The 22027-nt window shown below is 57.6% G+C and carries 21 protein-coding genes, 1 tRNA gene and 2 rRNA genes (1 of these 24 cut by a window edge); 2 read left to right on the top strand and 22 right to left on the bottom strand.

The window, feature by feature from the left end; translation table 11 throughout:
• Positions 1-3: 3 nt before the first annotated feature.
• The 14 genes from ACOYXJ_RS15080 to trmJ all read right to left on the bottom strand — a co-directional run bounded on the left by ACOYXJ_RS15080 (position 4) and on the right by trmJ (position 10899).
• Positions 4-1047, bottom strand: a complete 1044-nt coding sequence (locus ACOYXJ_RS15080) for a RodZ domain-containing protein (RefSeq protein WP_460370185.1) — start codon at positions 1045-1047, stop codon at positions 4-6.
• Positions 1047-1805, bottom strand: a complete 759-nt coding sequence (gene pilW, locus ACOYXJ_RS15075) for a type IV pilus biogenesis/stability protein PilW (protein WP_460370183.1) — start codon at positions 1803-1805, stop codon at positions 1047-1049. Before pilW ends, ACOYXJ_RS15080 begins: the two co-directional genes overlap by 1 nt.
• 12 nt (positions 1806-1817) lie before the next feature.
• Positions 1818-2966, bottom strand: a complete 1149-nt coding sequence (gene rlmN, locus ACOYXJ_RS15070; RefSeq protein ID WP_016984373.1) for a dual-specificity RNA methyltransferase RlmN — start codon at positions 2964-2966, stop codon at positions 1818-1820.
• A 28-nt stretch (positions 2967-2994) separates the two neighbouring features.
• The gene (gene ndk / locus ACOYXJ_RS15065) at positions 2995-3420 is read right to left on the bottom strand and encodes a nucleoside-diphosphate kinase (protein ID WP_007916882.1); all 426 of its coding nucleotides are present in this window, start codon (positions 3418-3420) and stop codon (positions 2995-2997) included.
• An 88-nt stretch (positions 3421-3508) separates the two neighbouring features.
• On the bottom strand, positions 3509-3709 hold the full coding sequence (gene iscX / locus ACOYXJ_RS15060; RefSeq protein WP_008084655.1) for a Fe-S cluster assembly protein IscX: 201 nt from the start codon (positions 3707-3709) through the stop codon (positions 3509-3511).
• Positions 3710-3723: 14 nt separating this feature from the next.
• A complete protein-coding gene (gene fdx, locus ACOYXJ_RS15055; RefSeq protein WP_007916885.1) occupies positions 3724-4065 on the bottom strand; it encodes an ISC system 2Fe-2S type ferredoxin in 342 nt (113 codons plus the stop codon).
• Positions 4065-5930 carry a Fe-S protein assembly chaperone HscA gene (gene hscA, locus ACOYXJ_RS15050; RefSeq protein WP_460370180.1) on the bottom strand — a complete coding sequence of 622 codons (1866 nt, stop codon included), beginning with the start codon at positions 5928-5930 and terminating at the stop codon, positions 4065-4067. Before hscA ends, fdx begins: the two co-directional genes overlap by 1 nt.
• A 51-nt stretch (positions 5931-5981) precedes the next feature.
• On the bottom strand, positions 5982-6503 hold the full coding sequence (gene hscB, locus ACOYXJ_RS15045) for a co-chaperone HscB (RefSeq protein WP_460370178.1): 522 nt from the start codon (positions 6501-6503) through the stop codon (positions 5982-5984).
• Positions 6504-6511: 8 nt separating this feature from the next.
• Positions 6512-6835, bottom strand: a complete 324-nt coding sequence (gene iscA / locus ACOYXJ_RS15040; RefSeq protein WP_003227904.1) for an iron-sulfur cluster assembly protein IscA — start codon at positions 6833-6835, stop codon at positions 6512-6514.
• Between the two features lie 34 nt (positions 6836-6869).
• Positions 6870-7256, bottom strand: a complete 387-nt coding sequence (gene iscU / locus ACOYXJ_RS15035) for a Fe-S cluster assembly scaffold IscU (protein WP_007916892.1) — start codon at positions 7254-7256, stop codon at positions 6870-6872.
• 100 nt (positions 7257-7356) lie between these two features.
• A complete protein-coding gene (locus ACOYXJ_RS15030; protein WP_007916899.1) occupies positions 7357-8571 on the bottom strand; it encodes an IscS subfamily cysteine desulfurase in 1215 nt (404 codons plus the stop codon).
• A gap of 47 nt (positions 8572-8618) precedes the next feature.
• Positions 8619-9110, bottom strand: a complete 492-nt coding sequence (gene iscR / locus ACOYXJ_RS15025; RefSeq protein ID WP_003227911.1) for a Fe-S cluster assembly transcriptional regulator IscR — start codon at positions 9108-9110, stop codon at positions 8619-8621.
• Positions 9111-9348: 238 nt separating this feature from the next.
• Positions 9349-10125, bottom strand: a complete 777-nt coding sequence (gene cysE, locus ACOYXJ_RS15020; protein ID WP_007916901.1) for a serine O-acetyltransferase — start codon at positions 10123-10125, stop codon at positions 9349-9351.
• A 3-nt stretch (positions 10126-10128) separates the two neighbouring features.
• Positions 10129-10899, bottom strand: coding sequence for a tRNA (cytosine(32)/uridine(32)-2'-O)-methyltransferase TrmJ (gene trmJ, locus ACOYXJ_RS15015; protein ID WP_007916903.1), 771 nt, complete (start codon positions 10897-10899; stop codon positions 10129-10131).
• A 145-nt stretch (positions 10900-11044) separates the two neighbouring features.
• On the opposite strand from trmJ, the gene suhB reads away from it, so the two are divergent.
• Positions 11045-11863 (top strand): type III secretion system regulator SuhB, encoded by an 819-nt coding sequence (suhB, locus tag ACOYXJ_RS15010; protein ID WP_016773320.1) that lies wholly within the window; start codon positions 11045-11047, stop codon positions 11861-11863.
• 250 nt (positions 11864-12113) lie between these two features.
• Here suhB and ACOYXJ_RS15005 read toward each other — a convergent pair whose 3' ends face one another.
• The 6 genes from ACOYXJ_RS15005 to queA form a co-directional block, all read right to left on the bottom strand.
• Complete coding sequence (locus ACOYXJ_RS15005) at positions 12114-12662, bottom strand: glycine zipper 2TM domain-containing protein (RefSeq protein ID WP_007916907.1); 549 nt, start codon at positions 12660-12662, stop codon at positions 12114-12116.
• Between the two features lie 121 nt (positions 12663-12783).
• Positions 12784-13698, bottom strand: coding sequence for a protein translocase subunit SecF (secF, locus tag ACOYXJ_RS15000; RefSeq protein WP_095123431.1), 915 nt, complete (start codon positions 13696-13698; stop codon positions 12784-12786).
• Positions 13699-13707: 9 nt separating this feature from the next.
• The gene (gene secD, locus ACOYXJ_RS14995) at positions 13708-15576 is read right to left on the bottom strand and encodes a protein translocase subunit SecD (protein WP_077574432.1); all 1869 of its coding nucleotides are present in this window, start codon (positions 15574-15576) and stop codon (positions 13708-13710) included.
• A 64-nt stretch (positions 15577-15640) separates the two neighbouring features.
• Positions 15641-15979 carry a preprotein translocase subunit YajC gene (yajC, locus tag ACOYXJ_RS14990; RefSeq protein WP_007916913.1) on the bottom strand — a complete coding sequence of 113 codons (339 nt, stop codon included), beginning with the start codon at positions 15977-15979 and terminating at the stop codon, positions 15641-15643.
• Positions 15980-16022: 43 nt separating this feature from the next.
• Positions 16023-17138, bottom strand: coding sequence for a tRNA guanosine(34) transglycosylase Tgt (gene tgt / locus ACOYXJ_RS14985; protein ID WP_162130185.1), 1116 nt, complete (start codon positions 17136-17138; stop codon positions 16023-16025).
• A gap of 14 nt (positions 17139-17152) precedes the next feature.
• On the bottom strand, positions 17153-18217 hold the full coding sequence (gene queA, locus ACOYXJ_RS14980) for a tRNA preQ1(34) S-adenosylmethionine ribosyltransferase-isomerase QueA (RefSeq protein ID WP_016984383.1): 1065 nt from the start codon (positions 18215-18217) through the stop codon (positions 17153-17155).
• Positions 18218-18325: 108 nt separating this feature from the next.
• Here queA and ACOYXJ_RS14975 point away from each other — a divergent pair.
• Positions 18326-18410 (top strand) — tRNA-Leu (locus ACOYXJ_RS14975).
• A gap of 574 nt (positions 18411-18984) precedes the next feature.
• Here the strand turns inward: ACOYXJ_RS14975 and rrf are convergent.
• Both rrf and ACOYXJ_RS14965 read right to left on the bottom strand, forming a co-directional pair.
• A 5S ribosomal RNA gene (rrf, locus tag ACOYXJ_RS14970) occupies positions 18985-19100 on the bottom strand.
• A 171-nt stretch (positions 19101-19271) separates the two neighbouring features.
• Positions 19272-22027 (bottom strand): 23S ribosomal RNA (locus tag ACOYXJ_RS14965) (it continues 138 nt past the right edge of the window).

Below are 22027 nucleotides of genomic sequence, written 5' to 3'. Positions count from 1 at the left end.
GACTTATTGACCCAACTTCAGGCGAGCAGTCTCGCCACTGGTGAACGGAGCGATATCGACCGGTTGGCCGTTGTAGCTGACCTGTGCGGCGCGAGCTACGCCCAGACGTACGTTAAGCGGCGGCTTGCCGGAAACGGTCACGCTGTCGCCTTTATGCTTGAGACCACTGAAAATCACTTTGCCACGGCCATCGGTCACTTGTGCCCAGCAATCGGCGCTGAACTGCAGTTGTACCTGACCATCGCCAGCCACCGGAGCAGCCGCTTCTGCGGTTGGCGCGGCGGTCGCAGCCGCTACTGGCGCAGTGGTGGTCGGTGCTGGAGTCGCCGGAACGTTGGGTGCCGGGGTAACCGGGATAGCGACAACCGGCGCTGGCGTATGAGCCGGGGCGGTCGGCGTTGCAGCCGGCGCAACCGGGGCGGCCGGAGTGGTTGCCGGGGTGGTAGCTTCGGCACCGGTCGATTCAGCGGTGGTTTCAGACTGAGGCAGCGCCAACGCTGTGGAAGTATCGGCCTGATTTTCCTCGACAGCCTGATCTTCCGGCTCGTCGATCGGGTGAATCTGCGTCGTACCGTCAGCACCTTCGACTTCAACGTGCTCAGGGGCCAGGGACGTCAGGTCCTTGGTGCGCTGCGAAGTCTGATCCTGCCACCAGACGAAACCGCCGCCGATGACCGCGATCAGCAACAGCAGGCTGACAATACGCAAAATGGTGTGGGAAACCCGCACCGGCTCTTCGATACGGCCGAGGGCATGAACGTTGCTGCCCTGGGAGTCGGTGCCGGTGGACTGGTCGAATTGCTGAACCAGAACGGTCTGGTCCATGCCGAGCAACTTGGCATAGGCGCGAATGTAACCGCGAGCGAAGGTATGCCCCGGCAGCTTGTCGAAAGCGCCGGCTTCAAGATTGCTCAGGGAAGTCACGGTGAGGTTGAGCTTGAGGGCCACTTCGGCCAGCGACCAGCCATTGCTTTCGCGGGCCTGGCGCAGGGTCTCACCGGGGTTAACGCGATTCGCTGCTACAACTTCGGGATGCGCCGCTTTCATCATTGCTCCGACAGGTATTGCTGATATTCCGGCGTACCGGGATAGAGTCGTTTTAATTGCAGGCCATAACTGGCGGCCTTGTCGCGATCTTCAAACACTTTTGCCAGCCGAACGCCGAGCAATAGACTACGTGCATTTTGTTCGGTCAGCAGGCTGAAACGGTCGTAATAGTCACGCGCGGGCACATAATGCCTGTCTTCGAAGGACAACTCAGCCATTTCCAGCAATGCGCGTGGTTGTTGGCGGTTCAAACGCAGCGCTTTTTCCAGCTGCTGCTGCGCCAGATCACGCTGCCCGAGCTTCGCCGCCGTCATGCCGAGGTTTTCGAACACACGCGAACGCTCAGGATACAGGGTATCGGCAGCGGCCTGTTCAAAACGCTCGTAGGCTTCTTTATAACGCTGTTGTTCGTAGAGAAAACTGCCGTAGTTGTTGAGGATGCGCGCATCGGCGGGACGGGAGGACAAAGCCTTGCGGAAGTGTTCGTCGGCCAGCTCAGGCTCCAATTCGGACTGAAACACCAATCCGAGGGCAGCGTTGGCGTCAGGATCGGAACCGTCGATGTCCAGCGCCTTCTTCAGCGGCACCTTGGCCCGCTCGCTCATGCCTTGCTGCAAGTACCCCAGCCCCAACTGCACGTAGGCAGCCCGCGCTTCATCGCGGCCCTTGCTGGTCTTCATCGGGTTGTAGTCACCCGACAGGACACAACCAGCACACAGGCTGGTCAACAGCAACAGCAGCGCAAAGCGCAGGGACATAGAGATCCTCTCTTAGTTAGTGTTCGCGGCGTTCTGTGCCAGATCGCTGTCGGCGCTCAACTCGCGCACGGCGATGTAACGTTCGCTGCGACGGGTGCGATCCAGCACCTGCCCTACCAATTGACCACATGCGGCGTCGATGTCTTCACCACGGGTGGTACGGACAGTGACGTTGAAACCGGCCTGATGCAACTGATCCTGGAACCGACGGATCGCGTTGTTGCTCGGACGCTCGTACCCGGAGTGCGGGAACGGGTTGAACGGAATCAGGTTGATCTTGCACGGAATGTTCTTCAGCAGCTCGATCATCTCAACGGCGTGTTCAACCTTGTCGTTGATGTCCTTGAGCAAGGTGTACTCGATGGTCAACACACGTTTCTCGCCAAGGGCGGACATGTAGCGCTGGCACGACTCGAGCAGCATCTTAAGCGGATATTTCTTGTTGATCGGCACCAATTGGTTACGCAATGCGTCATTCGGTGCGTGCAGGGACAACGCCAGGGACACGTCGATGTGCTTGGCCAGCTCATCGATCATCGGCACCACACCCGAGGTGGACAGGGTCACGCGGCGCTTGGAGATCCCGTAGCCGAGGTCATCCATCATCAGATGCATGGCGGCGACGACGTTGTCGAAGTTCAGCAATGGCTCACCCATGCCCATCATCACCACGTTGGTGATGGCACGGTCGACGGTTGCCGGGACACTGCCGAAAGATTTGTTGGCAATCCACACCTGGCCGATGACTTCGGCGGCGGTGAGGTTGCTATTGAAGCCTTGCTTGCCGGTGGAGCAGAAACTGCAATCCAGGGCACAGCCTGCCTGGGACGAAACGCACAGAGTGCCGCGTTTGCCTTGGGGAATGTACACGGTCTCGACGCAGCTGCCGGACGCCACGCGCACCACCCACTTACGGGTGCCGTCGCTGGAGATGTCCTCGCTGACCACTTCCGGACCACGGACCTCAGCAATAGCCTTGAGCTTATCGCGCAAGGCCTTGCTGACGTTCGTCATGGCGTCGAAATCATCGACGCCAAAGTGGTGAATCCATTTCATTACCTGACCGGCACGGAAACGCTTCTCCCCGATTGAGTCGAAGAATTTTTCCATTTCCTGTTGAGTCAGACCCAGCAGGTTGGTTTTTACAGTCGATGTAGTCATGGATTCACCTTCACTCTTAAGCCAATGCTTAGCGAGTGGTTACTTCAGTAGCTGCGAAGAAGTACGAGATTTCACGAGCAGCTGCGGCTTCGGAGTCCGAACCGTGAACAGCGTTGGCGTCGATGGAATCAGCGAAGTCAGCGCGGATGGTGCCGGCAGCAGCTTCTTTAGGGTTGGTAGCGCCCATCAGCTCACGGTTCAGAGCGATAGCGTTTTCGCCTTCCAGAACCTGAACAACAACAGGACCGGAGATCATGAAAGCAACCAGGTCGCCGAAGAAACCACGAGCGCTGTGCTCAGCGTAGAAGCCTTCAGCTTCAGCTTTGGACAGTTGCTTCAGTTTCGAAGCTACAACGCGCAGGCCGGCTTTTTCGAAACGAGTGGTGATTTCGCCGATGACGTTTTTTGCAACAGCGTCAGGCTTGATGATGGAGAAAGTGCGTTGAACAGCCATGGTGTAACTCCAGAAACGGTAATTTGCGAAAAATTAAACCCGCGAATTATACGCGGGTTCTTGGGTATTGCCTAACCTGCGAGGACGATCAGTCCAATTCTTCAGCCCAGAGCGTCTGAACCGCTTCCAACACCTTCTCGCCAACCCGGCCAGAGGTATTGTCAAAATCCGGCAGCTCTTTGATCCATTGCTGCAGATCGACGAAATTGACAGAAAACGGGTCTACGCCCGGTTTGGCCTCGGCCAGTTCTTCTGCAATACGTTGAACATCATTCCAACCGTAGCTCATGACAGTCTTACCAGTCAGTGCGGCGCTTCGGCCGCATGGTTAAGCGAATATTTCGGAATTTCGACGGTGATGTCTTCTTCACCGACGATCGCCTGGCAAGCCAGACGCGATTGCGCTTCCAGACCCCAAGCCCGATCAAGGAAGTCTTCTTCCAGCTCGTCAGCCTCTTCCATCGAGTCGAAACCCTCGCGGATGATGCAATGGCAGGTGGTGCAAGCGCAGACGCCGCCGCAGGCGCTTTCCATCTCGATGTGGTGTTCATGAGCCAGTTCGAGAATCGATGTGCCGGGCGCAGCCTCGACCACCATGCCTTCAGGGCAGAACTTCTCGTGGGGCAGAAAAATGACCTGCGGCATCAGATATCCTCGATTTCATTCAGATTGCGCCCCGACAGAGCGGCTTTCACCGTCAGATCCATGCGGCGGGCAGCAAAAGCATCGGTCACTTGCGACAGACGCTTGGTCTGCTGCTCGATGGCGTAACCATCGGTACCTTTCATCAGTTCAGCCAGTTCCTGCAACTGCAGGTCGATGACCATGCGCTCTTCGGCGTCGAGCAAACGCTCGCCATCAACCTCCAGAGCGCCCTGCACCGCTTCGATCAGGCGCTGGGCATCGACTTGCTGCTCACGCAGAACGCGGGCGACTTTGTCGTCATTGGCATGCTGGAACGAATCCTTGAGCATTTTGGCGATTTCGCCATCGGTCAGACCGTAGGACGGTTTGACCTGAATGCTCGCTTCAACGCCCGAACCCAATTCACGGGCGGCAACGCTGAGCAGACCGTCGGCATCGACCTGGAAGGTCACGCGAATCTTCGCTGCACCGGCGACCATCGCCGGAATACCACGCAATTCGAAGCGCGCCAGCGAGCGGCAGTCGCTGATCAGCTCGCGCTCACCCTGCAGGACGTGAATCGCCATGGCCGACTGGCCGTCTTTATAAGTGGTGAAATCTTGCGCGCGCGCGACGGGGATGGTGGTGTTGCGCGGAATCACCTTCTCCATCAGGCCACCCATGGTTTCCAGCCCCAGGGACAGCGGAATCACGTCGAGCAGCAGCAGTTCGCCGCCATCACGCTTGTTGCCTGCCAGGGTATCGGCCTGGATCGCGGCACCGATGGCCACCACTTGATCCGGGTCGATTTCAGTCAGAGGCTGACGACCGAAGGCTTCGGCAACGGCTTCGCGAACACGCGGCACGCGAGTCGAACCGCCGACCATGACCACTGCGTGCACGTCTTCCAACTCAATGCCAGAATCGCGAACGGCGCGACGGCAGGCTTTCAGGCTGCGCGCGACCATTGGCTCAATCAGCGCATCGAAGGCTTCGCGAGTCAGCGACGCTTTCCAGTCGCCATAGGCCACTTCAACGCTGGCCGCATCGGTCAGCGCTTCTTTGGCCGCACAAGCGGTTTGCAGCAGATTACGTTGCGCGCCCGGATCGAGATCGGCGGACAGGCCCGCGCTCTCGATGATCCAGCCGGCAATCGCGTGATCGAAGTCATCGCCACCCAGCGCGCTGTCGCCGCCAGTGGCCAGCACTTCGAAAACACCGCCAGTCAGACGCAGAATCGAAATATCGAAGGTGCCGCCGCCCAGGTCATAAATGGCGACCAGGCCTTCAGCGTGCTGGTCCAGACCGTACGCCACAGCAGCAGCGGTCGGCTCGTTGAGCAAACGCAGAACGTTCAGGCCGGCCAATTTGGCCGCATCCTTGGTCGCTTGGCGCTGGGCATCATCGAAATACGCTGGAACGGTGATCACCGCGCCAACCAGCTCACCACCCAACGTCGCTTCAGCGCGCTGACGCAGCACCTTGAGGATATCGGCGGAGACTTCGACCGGGCTTTTCGGGCCTTGCACAGTGTCGATGAACGGCATGTGCGACTCGCCACCGACAAAGCGGTATGGCAGTTGCTCGCCCAATTGCTTGACGTCGGACAGACCACGACCCATCAAGCGCTTGACCGACAGCACGGTGTTCAGAGGATCGGAAGCGGCGGCCAGTTTGGCCGACTCGCCGACTTCGACGTGATCGGCGTGGTAACGCACAGCGGACGGCAGGATGACCTGCCCGTTTGCGTCAGCCAGCGGCTCGGAAAGACCACTGCGCAACGCAGCGACCAGCGAATTGGTAGTGCCCAAGTCGATCCCTACAGCCAGACGACGCTGGTGCGGTTGAGGACTTTGGCCGGGTTCGGCGATCTGCAGTAGGGCCATCGTGATCAGGACTTATCTGTATATCAGGCGTGCGACCGGAGCGGCACTGGGTTAATCGTCGAGGCGCTCTTCTAACTGGCGCACTTCGTAGGTGAGCTTGTCGAGGAACTGCATGCGCCGCATCAGGCGTTCGGCCTGTTCGCGTTGCGCTGCATCATCCCAACAGGCTGCGAAGCTTTCATTGAGTTCTTCCTGAGCCACTTTCAAGCGCCGCTTGAACACCGCGACACCGTCGAGGTCGACACTGTCCTGGAGGTCTTCAAGTTCTTCGCGCCATTGCATCTGCTGCAGAAGAAACTCGGGATCATGGACGGTAACTTCCATCGGCACTTCATGCCCGCTGATGGTCAGCAGGTAGCGTGCGCGCTGGGCCGGACTCTTGAGCGTCTGATAGGCGTCGTTGAGACGCGCAGACTGCTCGAGTGCCGACCGCTGCTCACGCTCGGAAGCGTCGGCAAAACGGTCAGGATGAACGCCGCGCGCCAACTCACGATAGCGCGTGGCCAACTGCTCGAGATCCAGACGGAAACCCGGTTGCAGCTCGAATAAAGCGAAATGACAAGGAATACCCACGACAAGCCTCAGATGTTGAAGCTTTCGCCGCAGCCACATTCACCGCGTACGTTGGGGTTGTTGAACTTGAAGCCTTCGTTCAACCCTTCCTTGACGAAATCGAGCTCGGTGCCGTCCAGGTAGGCGAGGCTTTTCGGGTCGATGATCACTTTTTCGCCGTGACTCTCGAACACCTGATCCTCTGCAACCACCTCGTCGACAAACTCCAGCACGTAGGCAAGGCCGGAACAGCCTGTGGTGCGAACACCCAGACGAATCCCTTCACCTTTGCCGCGCCCGTCGAGGGAGCGCCGCACGTGTCGAGCAGCCGCTTCTGTCATGCTGATAGCCATCGGTGACTCCTTACTCGTCGCCAAATCCAGAAAGTCAGATCAAGCCTTTCTTCTGCTTGTAATCGCGAACAGCTGCTTTGATAGCGTCTTCAGCCAGTACCGAGCAGTGAATTTTCACTGGCGGCAGGGCCAGTTCTTCGGCCAGCTGAGTGTTCTTGATGGTTTCTGCTTCGTCCAGGGTCTTGCCCTTCATCCACTCGGTGGCGAGGGAGCTGGAAGCGATAGCCGAACCGCAGCCGTAGGTCTTGAACTTGGCATCTTCGATGATGCCAGCGTCGTTGACCTTGATTTGCAGACGCATAACGTCGCCGCACGCCGGAGCGCCGACCATGCCGGTGCCGACATCAGGATCTTCCGCGTTCATCTTGCCGACGTTGCGCGGGTTTTCGTAGTGGTCGATGACCTTTTCGCTGTAAGCCATGATTCTAATCCTCACTCATCAGGGCCGCTCTTGAGACCCTGCAACTGCGCTGCGTAAACCGCCGCGTCGCTACAGGATCTGTATCTGGCGGCTTCTATATTTAGTGTGCCGCCCACTCGATTTTCGAGATATCGACGCCGTCTTTGTACATGTCCCACAGCGGCGACAGAGCGCGCAGCTTGGTAACGGCCTCGCAGACTTTCTGCGCGGCGTAGTCGATTTCTTCTTCGGTGGTGAAACGGCCGAAGGTGAAGCGGATCGAGCTGTGTGCCAATTCGTCGTTGCGGCCCAGGGCGCGCAGTACGTACGAAGGCTCCAGCGACGCCGAGGTGCACGCCGAACCGGACGATACCGCCAGATCCTTGAGCGCCATGATCAGCGACTCGCCTTCAACGTAGTTGAAGCTCAGGTTCAGGTTGTGCGGAACGCGGGCGGTCAGGCTGCCGTTGACGTACAGCTCTTCCAGATGCTCGACCTGCTTGTAGAAGCGGTCGCTCAAGGCTTTGATACGGACGTTTTCAGCCGCCATGTCTTCTTTGGCCACACGGAACGCTTCGCCCATGCCGACGATCTGGTGGGTCGCCAGGGTGCCGGAACGCATGCCGCGCTCGTGACCGCCGCCGTGCATGGTCGCTTCGATGCGCACACGCGGCTTGCGGCTGACGTACAGCGCGCCGATGCCTTTAGGGCCGTAGGTTTTGTGGGCGGAGAACGACATCATGTCGACTTTCAGTTTCTGCAGGTCGATCTCGACCTTGCCAGTGGACTGAGCGGCGTCGACGTGGAACAGAACGCCCTTGGCGCGGAGCATTTCGCCAATAGCGGCGATGTCGTTGACGGTGCCGATTTCGTTGTTCACGTGCATCACGGAGACGAGGATGGTGTCTTCGCGCAGTGCAGCTTCAATCATGGCCGGGGTGATCAGACCGTCTTCGGTCGGCTCGAGGTAGGTGACCTCAAAACCTTCACGCTCCAGTTGGCGCATGGTGTCGAGGACAGCCTTGTGCTCGATCTTGGAGGTGATCAGGTGCTTGCCCTTGGAGCCGTAGAAATGCGCCGCACCCTTGATTGCCAGGTTGTCGGATTCGGTGGCACCGGAGGTCCAGACGATTTCGCGCGGATCAGCGTTGACCAGATCGGCCACCTGACGACGGGCGTTTTCGACGGACTCTTCAGCTTTCCAGCCGAACACGTGGGAACGGGACGCCGGGTTACCGAAGTTTCCGTCGACCAGCAGGCATTCACTCATCTTTTGCGCAACACGCGGATCAACCGGGGTGGTCGCAGAGTAATCAAGGTAAATCGGCAATTTCATGGACTATCTCCTAAATCAGGGCTGGCGTGCCGCTAGCTCTCTGGCTGTCATTCGACGGCGGACGCTTCAATCTTGTCCAGGCGTGGCGCCTTGCTGTTGCAACGGCGCTGGTCCTGACGCTGGGCTACTTCTTGCACCTCACGGCGAGTCACAAGATCAGCCAAGCTGATACCACTTAGAAATTCGTGAATCTGCAGGCTCAAATCGCACCACAGATGGTGAGTCAGGCAGGTGTCGCCGGAATGGCAATCGCCTTGGCCCTGGCATTTGGTGGCATCGACCGATTCGTTTACCGCATCGATCACCTGAGCGACCTGAATGCCCTGCATGTCGCGGGACAACTGGTAACCACCACCCGGGCCGCGAACACTGGAAACCAGGTTGCTGCGGCGCAGCTTGGCGAACAGCTGTTCGAGGTAGGACAGGGAGATGCCTTGGCGCTCGGAGATATCGGCCAGGGACACGGGCCCGTGCTGCGCGTGCAACGCCAGGTCAAGCATGGCGGTCACGGCGTATCGGCCTTTTGTAGTCAGTCGCATGGACAGTTACCACGGAGTTCAGAATGGGGCGAGTATGCAATTCCCGAGTATTTAAGTCAACTTTAAGACCTAGTACTTTAGTCAGGATTACCCGCAAAAGAGCGCGCGCATCATAGCAAAGGCTGGCGGCGTACAGCCAGCGGTACCGCGTTATCGTTCTTCGCGAGCAGGCTCGCTCCCACAAGGGCAATACATTCCAATGTGGGAGCGAGCCTGCTTGCGAAGGCAGCGCTGAGGTTTAGCTGGCTTTGGACTCGTCTTTGCCTTTGACGCAGGCGAAGTCTTCTTCACGCAGTTCAGGCAGATCTTTCGCACAATAATTGCTGCCCAGATCCTTCAGCGCACCACACATCCCTTCCAGCCGTCCGTCCACCGCTTGCAGGTGATCGAGCAATTGACCAATGGCGCGCGCCACCGGGTCGGGCATGTCTTCGCTGACACCGTAGGCGTCGAAACCGATTTTCTCGGCCATAGCCTTGCGCTTGGCGTCCTGCTCCTCATCGGACTTGACGATGATTCGCCCGGGAATACCGACAACAGTGGCGCCCGGCGGCACCTCTTTGGTCACCACGGCGTTGGAACCGACCTTGGCACCAGCGCCGACGGTAAACGGACCGAGCACCTTGGCGCCCGCCCCCACGACAACTCCGTCACCCAAGGTCGGGTGACGCTTGCCTTTGTTCCAGCTGGTGCCACCGAGAGTCACGCCCTGATATATCGTCACGTCATCGCCAATCTCGGCGGTTTCACCGATGACGATGCCCATGCCGTGGTCGATAAAGAAACGACGACCGACTTTGGCCCCCGGATGAATCTCGATCCCGGTCAACCAGCGACCGAAGTTCGATACCAGCCGCGCCAGCCATTTCAGTTCATTGCGCCAGAGCATGCCGGCCAATCGATGAATCCAGATCGCATGCATGCCGGGGTAGCAGGTCAGGACTTCAAAAGCGTTACGCGCCGCCGGGTCTCGATGGAATACGCTCTGGATATCTTCACGCAAACGCTCAAACATCATTTAGTCCTTCCGCTTAAGAAGCTCACCACGGGCCGCTTTCTGGGTTTCCGTGAGGATGCCACGCAAAATATTCATTTCCGCCCGACTGACCGAGCTGCGTCCGTACAACCGGCGCAGGCGCGCCATCAAGTGCCGGGGTTTTTCCGGATCGAGGAATTCGATAGCGACCAGCGTCTGCTCCAGATGCTCATAAAAGCGCTCCAGCTCATCCATGGTCGCCAGCTCGGCGCTTTTCACCGAAGCCACTTCTTCTTTCTCGATCTTGCTCGGCTGACCTTGGGCGGCCAGCCAGGCCATGCGCACTTCGTAACTCAACACCTGCACCGCCGCGCCGAGGTTCAGCGAGCTGAACTCAGGGTCGGAGGGGATATGCACGTGAAAGTGACATCGCTGCAGCTCTTCATTGGTCAGACCGGAATCTTCACGACCGAAGACCAGAGCGATTTCGGCGCCCTGCCCGGCTTCCTCGACCACTTTGGTGCCGCACTCGCGCGGATCCAGCAGCGGCCAAGGGATTCGACGGTCACGGGCGCTGGTGCCTAGCACCAGATTGCAGCCGACCAAGGCGTCTTCCAACGTGGCGACGACTTGCGCGTTTTCAAGGATGTCACCGGCACCGGAAGCACGAGCATCGGCTTCGTGGTGCGGGAAGACCCGCGGTTCGACCAGCACCAATCGCGACAGACCCATGTTTTTCATGGCGCGCGCGGCCCCGCCGATGTTGCCGGGGTGGCTGGTATTGACCAGGACGACACGAATGTTCTGCAGCAAGGGAGGCGCTCTCGGACACAGGAAAGGGGTGCAAATCTTACAGAACAGCCTACCGTTAAGCTATGAAAGCGAACAGCGTCCTTCACCTGAAGAAAAGTTCTGATAGAATGCGCGGCTTTCTTTAACAACCTTAGGTGACACATCCATGCAGCCCATGCTGAATATCGCGCTGCGCGCCGCCCGCAGCGCCAGTGAACTGATCTTCCGCTCCATCGAGCGCCTGGATACCATCAAGGTCGACGAAAAAGACGCCAAGGATTATGTATCCGAGGTCGATCGCGCCGCCGAACAGAAAATCATCGACGCCCTGCGCAAGGCTTACCCGAATCACTCGATCCAGGGTGAAGAGACTGGCCTGCACGCCGGCACCGGCATCGAAGGCGAAGAGTACCTGTGGATCATCGATCCACTGGACGGCACCACCAACTTCCTGCGTGGCATTCCGCACTTCGCTGTCAGCATTGCCTGTAAGTACCGTGGTCGCCTGGAACATGCAGTGGTTCTGGACCCGGTTCGCCAGGAAGAATTCACCGCCAGCCGTGGTCGCGGCGCTCAACTGAACGGTCGCCGTCTGCGCGTCAGCGGTCGCACCAGCCTCGACGGCGCCCTGCTGGGTACCGGCTTCCCGTTCCGTGACGACCAGATGGACAACCTCGACAACTACCTGGGCATGTTCCGCGCTCTGGTTGGCCAGACTGCCGGCATCCGCCGCGCCGGTTCGGCGAGCCTGGACCTGGCTTATGTGGCTGCCGGTCGTTTCGACGCGTTCTGGGAATCGGGTCTGTCCGAGTGGGACATGGCTGCAGGCGCCCTGCTGATTCAAGAAGCCGGCGGCCTGGTGAGCGACTTCACCGGCGGTCACGACTTCCTTGAAAAAGGCCACATCGTTGCCGGCAACACCAAATGCTTCAAGGCAGTGCTGACGGCGATCCAGCCGCACCTGCCGGCCTCGCTGAAGCGCTAAGCTTCCGGCGAGACGAAAAAAGCACCCTTCGGGGTGCTTTTTTTATGCCTGGAATTCGTCACTCGCCACACCACGGGACCAATGCAGGAGTGAGCCTGCTCGCGATAGCGGTGTATCAGCCACCACCTGCATCGAATGATAAATAGCTATCGCGAGCAGGCTCACTCCTACAGGGGATTTGTTGCGTGGCTTAAATGGCGAGCACAAAAAAAGCACCCCGCAGGGTGCTTCCTTTTAAAACAGTCGGTACTTACTGAGCCGGCTCATTCTGCGACAGAATCAGCTTGCCTTCCTTGTCGACCGGAATCTGGTTGCCCGGATCGCGATCCATCCGCACTTTGCCTTCCTTGCCATCAAGCGAGTAACGCACGTCGTAACCGACGACCTTGTCGCTGATGTCATTGACCGTGTTGCAGCGGGTTTGCGTGGTGGTGTAGGTGTCACGTTCTTGCATGCCTTCCTGCACCTTGTTACCCGCATAACCACCACCGACCGCACCGGCCACCGTGGCAATCTTCTTGCCGGTGCCGCCGCCAATCTGATTACCCAGCAAACCACCTGCCAGCGCACCGACGACGGTACCGGCAATCTGGTGCTGATCTTTTACCGGTGCCTGACGAGTCACTGTCACGTCCTTGCACACTTCACGTGGAGTCTTGATCTGTGTTTTAACCGGTTCAACGGCCAATACTTGCGCATACTCAGGGCCGCTTTTAACCAGGCTGTAGGTGGCAACAGCACCCCCGGCAGTCACACCGACAGCACCCAATACCGCACCAACCAGCAACGACTTGTTCACATGAACCTCCTGACCATCACATGCGGGACGCGCCCGCGCTTCTCCCAGCCTTGGAGCATAAAAAAAGGCGCGAGTTCAACTCGCGCCTTTCTTGGGCTGACAGCCGGGAAAATGATGGCCGTTATGGACGGTCGTCGACTTCCTTCTCGGTGTTGGCCGGAGGAATCAGATCCTCGGTGGTCAGGTTCAGCCAGATCAGCACCACGTTAGCGATGTAGATCGACGAGTAAGTACCCGCCAGAACACCGATAAACAGCGCGATCGAGAAGCCGAACAGGTTGTCACCGCCGAAGAACAGCAGCGCAGCGATCGCCAGCAAAGTCGAGATCGACGTCGCCATGGTGCGCAGCAGGGTCTGCGTGGTCGAGATGTTGATGTTCTCGATCAGCGTTGCCTTGCGCAGCACACGGAAGTTCTCACGAACCCGGTCGAATACCACGATGGTGTCGTTCAGCGAGTAACCGATGATCGCCAGCACCGCCGCCAGCACGGTCAGATCGAAAGTGATCTGGAAGTACGACAGGATACCGATGGTTACGATCACGTCGTGAATCAGCGAAACGATGGCGCCGACCGCGAACTTCCACTGAAAGCGGAAAGCCAGGTAGATCAGGATGCCGCCGAGCGCCAGCAGCATGCCGAGGCCGCCCTGGTCGCGCAGCTCTTCACCGACCTGCGGGCCGACGAACTCGACACGCTTGACCGTTGCCGGGTTGTCGCCGCCGACCTTCAGCAGCGCTTCCGCCACCTGATGGCCCAGTTGCGGGTCTTCACCCGGCATCCGCACCAGCAGATCGGTAGTCGCACCGAAGCTCTGCACGATTGCTTCGTGGTAACCCGACGTCGCCAGTTGCTCACGCACCTTGGTAACGTCGGCCGGACGCTCGTAGGTCAGCTCGATGAGCGTACCGCCAGTGAAGTCCAGACCCCAGTTCATACCCTTGGTCACGACACTGAACATAGCCAGCAACGTGAGAAACACTGTGACGCCGAACGCGAAGTTGCGAACGCCCATGAAGTTGATTGTACGTAACATGGCAGCCCCTTAAATCCACAACTTCTTGAAGTCACGTCCGCCAAAGATCAGGTTGACCATTGCGCGGGTCACCATGATGGCCGTGAACATCGAGGTAAAGATCCCGAGGGACATGGTCACTGCGAAACCTTTGACCGGGCCTGTACCCATGGCAAAGAGAATCCCGCCGACCAACAACGTGGTCAGGTTGGCGTCGAGAATCGCGGTGAATGCCCGGCCGAAGCCTTCGTTGATTGCACGCTGCACGGTCATGCCGGCGGCGATCTCTTCACGAATCCGCGAGAAGATCAGCACGTTGGCGTCGACCGCCATACCCATGGTCAATACGATACCGGCGATACCCGGCAGGGTCAGCGTTGCACCCAGCAGCGACATCAAGGCCAGCAGCAACACCATGTTCACTGCCAACGCGACAGTGGCGATGATGCCGAAGAAGCGGTAGATGGCGATGATGAACAGCGACACGAACAGCATGCCCCACAGCGACGCATCGATACCTTTGGTGATGTTGTCAGCGCCCAGGCTCGGGCCGATGGTGCGCTCTTCAGCGAAGTACATCGGTGCAGCCAGACCACCGGCGCGCAGCAGCAGCGCCAGTTCGGACGATTCACCCTGACCGTTCAGGCCAGTGATACGGAACTGAGCACCCAGCGGCGACTGGATGGTCGCCAGGCTGATGATCTTCTTCTCTTCTTTGAACGTTTGCACCGCAACGTCTTTCTCGACGCCATCGACCACTTGCTTGGTGTAAGTGGTGATCGGACGCTGCTCGATGAAGATCACCGCCATGCTGCGACCAACGTTCGAACGAGTAGCGCGGCTCATCAGCTCGCCACCGTGACCATCCAGACGGATGTTCACTTCCGGGGTGCCGTGCTCGCCGAAACCGGCCTTGGCATCGGTGACCTGGTCACCGGTGATGATCAGACCACGCTCGATCTGTGCTGGCGGACGATTGCCCTCACGGAACTCGAAGGTTTCGGAGGTGGCTTTCGAAGCACCCGGCTCGGCAGCCAGACGGAACTCAAGGTTGGCCGTCTTGCCAAGAATACGCTTGGCTTCGGCAGTGTCCTGCACGCCCGGCAGCTCAACCACGATGCGGTTGGCGCCCTGACGCTGAACGATCGGTTCGGCAACACCCAGCTCGTTGACGCGGTTACGTACCGTGGTCAGGTTCTGCTTGATGGAGTATTCACGGATTTCCGCCAGCTTGGCCGGGGTCATCGCCAGACGCAGCACCGGTTGACCGTTGAGGTCGGCCGGAACAATGTCGAAATCGTTGAAGTTCTTGCGGATCAGTGCACGGGCCTGTTCGCGGGAATCTTCATCGCTGAAGCCCAGCTGAATGGCACCGCCCAGTTGCGGCAGGCTGCGATAGCGCAGCTTCTCTTTGCGCAGCAGGCTCTTGACGTCGCCTTCGTAGACTTTCAGGCGTGCATCGAGGGCTTTGTCCATGTCCACTTCCAGCAGGAAGTGCACACCACCGGACAAGTCCAGACCCAGCTTCATCGGGTGCGCGCCCAGATTGCGCAGCCACTGCGGAGTGGTCTGTGCGAGGTTCAGCGCGACAACGTAGTCGTCACCCAATGCCTTGCGCACAACGTCCTTGGCCGGCAGCTGGTCTTCAGCCTTGCTCAGACGGATCAGACCGCCCTTGCCGTTGGCGGCCAGCGTGGCTGCCTTGACGTTGATCCCGGACTCCTTGAGCGCAGTGCTCACACGATCCAGATCAGCCTGATTGACTTGCAGCGCAGTGCTTGCACCGCTGACCTGAATGGCCGGGTCATCGGGGTATAGATTCGGAGCGGAATAAATCAGACCGATCGCCAGCACCGCCAGGATCAGAATGTATTTCCACAGAGGATATTTGTTCAGCATCACGCCGCCCGTTATGAACGCGGGGCGCCTTGCGCGCCCCGTCGATTGAGTAGAAGTTGTTGCTTCAGATCGCTTTCAGCGTGCCTTTTGGCAGCGTGGCGGCGATGGCGCCTTTCTGGAACTTCATTTCGACGGTGTCGGAAACTTCCAGAACCACGAAGTCATCGGCCACTTTGGTGATCTTGCCAGCGATGCCGCCAGTGGTCACAACTTCGTCACCTTTTTGCAGGCTGCTCAGCAGGTTCTTCTGCTCTTTGGCGCGCTTGGCCTGTGGACGCCAGATCATCAGATAGAAGATGACCAGGAAGCCGACCAGGAAAATCCACTCGAAACCGCCGCCCATTGGGCCGGCAGCAGCCGGTGCAGCCGCGTCAGCCATGGCGTTAGAGATAAAAAAGCTCATTTAGCACTCCAGTTGCAAATGTTGAATCTTGGGGTCAGAAAACTCAGTCCAAAGGCGGAACGGGGAGCCCGCGTTTGGCGTAGAAGGCATCGACAAAGGCGGCCAATGTACCCTGTTGAATAGCCTCGCGCAAACCAGCCATCAGCACCTGATAATGGCGCAAGTTATGGATGGTATTGAGCATGCTTCCCAGCATTTCGCCGCACTTGTCCAGGTGATGCAGATAAGCGCGGGAGAAGTTCTGGCAGGTATAGCAATCGCAGGTCGGATCCAGCGGCGATTCATCATGGCGATGGAACGCGTTACGGATCTTCAGCACGCCGGTATCAATGAACAGATGCCCATTGCGGGCATTACGCGTTGGCATCACGCAATCGAACATGTCCACACCGCGGCGCACACCCTCAACCAGATCTTCCGGTTTGCCAACACCCATAAGGTAACGAGGTTTGTCAGCCGGCATCATGCCTGGTAGATAATCCAGAACCTTGATCATCTCGTGCTTCGGTTCGCCCACCGACAGACCGCCAATGGCCAGGCCATCGAAGCCGATCTTGTCGAGGCCTTCGAGCGAGCGCATGCGCAGATCCTGGTGCATGCCGCCCTGAACGATGCCGAACAACGCGGCGGTATTGTCGCCGTGAGCATTTTTCGAACGCTGAGCCCAGCGCAGCGACAACTCCATCGATACGCGAGCAACATCTTCGTCAGCCGGGTACGGCGTGCATTCGTCGAAAATCATCACAATGTCGGAGCCGAGATCGCGCTGCACCTGCATCGATTCTTCCGGGCCCATGAACACTTTAGCGCCGTCGACCGGGGAGGCGAAGGTCACGCCCTCTTCCTTGATCTTGCGCATCGCGCCGAGGCTGAACACCTGAAAACCGCCGGAGTCAGTGAGGATCGGGCCTTTCCACTGCATGAAATCGTGCAGGTCGCCATGCTCCTTGATCACTTGGGTGCCAGGGCGCAGCCACAGGTGAAAGGTATTGCCCAGAATGATTTCAGCGCCGGTGGCAACGATGTCACGCGGCAACATGCCCTTGACCGTGCCGTAAGTACCCACCGGCATGAACGCCGGGGTCTCGACGGTGCCACGCGGGAAGGTCAGGCGACCACGCCGGGCCTTGCCATCGGTGGCCAGAAGTTCAAAGGACATGCGACATTCGCGACTCATTCTGTTTCCTCTGGGCCTGTTTGTTCAGGGGCAGTCGGTGCGGGATTACGGGTGATGAACATCGCATCACCGTAGCTGAAAAAACGGTAACCGTTATCGACGGCGGCCTTGTAGGCAGCCATGGTCTCGGGATAACCGGCAAATGCCGAAACCAGCATCAACAGCGTCGATTCCGGCAAATGGAAATTGGTCACCAGGGCATCAACCACATGGAACGGCCGGCCCGGGAAGATAAAGATATCGGTGTCACCACTGAACGGCTTGAGCACGCCATCGCGTGCAGCACTTTCCAGTGAACGCACGCTGGTGGTGCCGACCGCAATCACTCGACCACCGCGCGCACGGCACGCTGCAACCGCATCGACCACGTCCTGGCCGACTTCCAGCCACTCGGTGTGCATGTGGTGATCTTCAAGTTTTTCGACGCGTACTGGCTGGAACGTCCCCGCGCCAACATGCAGCGTGACGAACGTTGTCTCGACACCCTTGGCAGCAATCGCCTCCATCAGCGACTGATCGAAATGCAGGCCCGCCGTAGGCGCCGCCACTGCACCCAAGCGCTCGGCGTACACAGTCTGATAACGCTCGCGATCCGAACCTTCATCCGGGCGATCGATATAGGGAGGCAACGGCATGTGCCCGACACGATCGAGCAGCGGCAACACTTCTTCAGCGAAGGCCAGTTCGAACAGCGCATCGTGACGCGCGAGCATTTCTGCCTCGCCGCCGCCATCGATAAGGATCTTCGAACCCGGTTTTGGCGACTTGCTGGAGCGCACATGAGCCAGTACGCGATGTGTATCGAGCACGCGTTCGATGAGGATTTCCAACTTGCCGCCGGACGCTTTCTGCCCGAACAGCCGCGCCGGAATCACCCGGGTATTGTTGAACACCATCAAATCGCCCGGGCGCAAATGCTCAAGCAAATCAGTGAATTGACGGTGTGCAAGGGCGCCGCTTGGCCCATCCAGGGTCAGCAGGCGACTACCGCGACGCTCGGCCAAAGGGTGGCGGGCGATCAGCGAATCAGGGAGTTCGAAAGTAAAGTCAGCAACGCGCATGATGGGGTTCGTCTAGCAGGGTCGGAAAGTTTAGCGGAAATATCGAAAATAGACCATGAAACGTGATTGACCAACGGTAATCTCATCTCTATACTTCGCCGCCATTGAGCCCTGATGGCGGAATTGGTAGACGCGGCGGATTCAAAATCCGTTTTCGAAAGGAGTGGGAGTTCGAGTCTCCCTCGGGGCACCATTTGCAAGACATAGACGACTACCAGCGTCTACGTAACACCTCTAAAGCCCGCTAACTGCGGGCTTTTTTGTTTCCGGAATTTCATCCCCCCTCGCAAGACAGCTTCTTTTTACAAGCGCTCTACAGACTCCAGAGCGCACAGTCACGCCCCACCTCACTCGCTCGCAAATCAAAGCCTCCAGGCAACCGAGAAGCAAGACACATTGCTTAATAGCTCGGGCATTGCCCTTATGCTTCAACCAAGCAAGCGCAGCTCCGCTACAAACTCTTCTGGCGCTCTCATAGGGCCGTCAGGCGCATCTGTCCGAACAAAACCTTACAGAGGCTCATAAGAGGACTGCTGAGCGAATATCGACTCGTTGCGCTCATCACATCGCGGGCGCGCTGCTACGCGAACGTGGACGGCCTAAGGGCCCTATGGCGAATGTCGCAGACGGCACCGCTGGGGAGCAATACTGGCGCTGCCCTGACATAACAACGAATCATGATTGGAGTTGCCCGAGAACGCTCAAATACTTTCCTGCGGACAAAACAAAACCCCAACTGCTTTCGCAATTGGGGTTTCGGAATTTAATCTTGACGATGACCTACTCTCACATGGGGAAACCCCACACTACCATCGGCGATGCATCGTTTCACTGCTGAGTTCGGGATGGGATCAGGTGGTTCCAACGCTCTATGGTCGTCAAGAAATTCGGGTACCGAATCGTGGCCAAGTGGCCTCGCTTCAGCAAATTGGGTATGTGACAGCTTTCGGTGTTTTGTGCTGCTTTTTTAAGTGCAGTCGAACTTTCGGTTCGTTTCGTCTTCACACACCGCAATCTGGTGCCTTTTCAGGTCAGCAAATTGCTTGGGTGTTATATGGTCAAGCCTCACGGGCAATTAGTATTGGTTAGCTCAACGCCTCACAGCGCTTACACACCCAACCTATCAACGTCGTAGTCTTCGACGGCCCTTCAGGGAACTCAAGGTTCCAGTGAGATCTCATCTTGAGGCAAGTTTCCCGCTTAGATGCTTTCAGCGGTTATCTTTCCCGAACATAGCTACCCGGCAATGCCACTGGCGTGACAACCGGAACACCAGAGGTTCGTCCACTCCGGTCCTCTCGTACTAGGAGCAGCCCCTCTCAAATCTCAAACGTCCACGGCAGATAGGGACCGAACTGTCTCACGACGTTCTAAACCCAGCTCGCGTACCACTTTAAATGGCGAACAGCCATACCCTTGGGACCGGCTTCAGCCCCAGGATGTGATGAGCCGACATCGAGGTGCCAAACACCGCCGTCGATATGAACTCTTGGGCGGTATCAGCCTGTTATCCCCGGAGTACCTTTTATCCGTTGAGCGATGGCCCTTCCATACAGAACCACCGGATCACTAAGACCTACTTTCGTACCTGCTCGACGTGTCTGTCTCGCAGTCAAGCGCGCTTTTGCCTTTATACTCTACGACCGATTTCCGACCGGTCTGAGCGCACCTTCGTACTCCTCCGTTACTCTTTAGGAGGAGACCGCCCCAGTCAAACTACCCACCATACACTGTCCTCGATCCGGATAACGGACCTGAGTTAGAACCTCAAAGTTGCCAGGGTGGTATTTCAAGGATGGCTCCACGCGAACTGGCGTCCACGCTTCAAAGCCTCCCACCTATCCTACACAAGCAAATTCAAAGTCCAGTGCAAAGCTATAGTAAAGGTTCACGGGGTCTTTCCGTCTAGCCGCGGATACACTGCATCTTCACAGCGATTTCAATTTCACTGAGTCTCGGGTGGAGACAGCGCCGCCATCGTTACGCCATTCGTGCAGGTCGGAACTTACCCGACAAGGAATTTCGCTACCTTAGGACCGTTATAGTTACGGCCGCCGTTTACCGGGGCTTCGATCAAGAGCTTCGCGTTAGCTAACCCCATCAATTAACCTTCCGGCACCGGGCAGGCGTCACACCCTATACGTCCACTTTCGTGTTTGCAGAGTGCTGTGTTTTTAATAAACAGTCGCAGCGGCCTGGTATCTTCGACCGGCATGAGCTTACGGAGCAAGTCCTTCACCCTCACCGGCGCACCTTCTCCCGAAGTTACGGTGCCATTTTGCCTAGTTCCTTCACCCGAGTTCTCTCAAGCGCCTTGGTATTCTCTACCCAACCACCTGTGTCGGTTTGGGGTACGGTTCCTGGTTACCTGAAGCTTAGAAGCTTTTCTTGGAAGCATGGCATCAACCACTTCGTCACCCAAAGGGTAACTCGTCATCAGCTCTCGGCCTTAAGATCCCGGATTTACCTAAGATCTCAGCCTACCACCTTAAACTTGGACAACCAACGCCAAGCTGGCCTAGCCTTCTCCGTCCCTCCATCGCAATAACCAGAAGTACAGGAATATTAACCTGTTTTCCATCGACTACGCTTTTCAGCCTCGCCTTAGGGACCGACTAACCCTGCGTCGATTAACGTTGCGCAGGAAACCTTGGTCTTTCGGCGTGGGTGTTTTTCACACCCATTGTCGTTACTCATGTCAGCATTCGCACTTCTGATACCTCCAGCAAGCTTCTCAACTCACCTTCACAGGCTTACAGAACGCTCCTCTACCGCATCATCCGAAGATGATACCCGTAGCTTCGGTGTATGGTTTGAGCCCCGTTACATCTTCCGCGCAGGCCGACTCGACTAGTGAGCTATTACGCTTTCTTTAAAGGGTGGCTGCTTCTAAGCCAACCTCCTAGCTGTCTAAGCCTTCCCACATCGTTTCCCACTTAACCATAACTTTGGGACCTTAGCTGACGGTCTGGGTTGTTTCCCTTTTCACGACGGACGTTAGCACCCGCCGTGTGTCTCCCATGCTCGGCACTTGTAGGTATTCGGAGTTTGCATCGGTTTGGTAAGTCGGGATGACCCCCTAGCCGAAACAGTGCTCTACCCCCTACAGTGATACATGAGGCGCTACCTAAATAGCTTTCGAGGAGAACCAGCTATCTCCGAGCTTGATTAGCCTTTCACTCCGATCCACAGGTCATCCGCTAACTTTTCAACGGTAGTCGGTTCGGTCCTCCAGTTAGTGTTACCCAACCTTCAACCTGCCCATGGATAGATCGCCCGGTTTCGGGTCTATTCCCAGCGACTAGACGCCCTATTAAGACTCGCTTTCGCTACGCCTCCCCTATTCGGTTAAGCTCGCCACTGAAAATAAGTCGCTGACCCATTATACAAAAGGTACGCAGTCACAGAACAAAGTCTGCTCCCACTGCTTGTACGCATACGGTTTCAGGATCTATTTCACTCCCCTCTCCGGGGTTCTTTTCGCCTTTCCCTCACGGTACTAGTTCACTATCGGTCAGTCAGTAGTATTTAGCCTTGGAGGATGGTCCCCCCATATTCAGACAAAGTTTCTCGTGCTCCGTCCTACTCGATTTCATGACCAAGAGATTTTCGCGTACAGGGCTATCACCCACTATGGCCGCACTTTCCAGAGCGTTCCGCTAATCTCAAAGCCACTTAAGGGCTAGTCCCCGTTCGCTCGCCACTACTAAGGGAATCTCGGTTGATTTCTTTTCCTCAGGGTACTTAGATGTTTCAGTTCCCCTGGTTCGCCTCTTGCACCTATGTATTCAGTACAAGATAACCATCTTA

The organism is Pseudomonas sp. Tul2A7, assembly GCF_054790505.1.
This window is presented reverse-complemented; position numbering and strand designations above follow the sequence as displayed.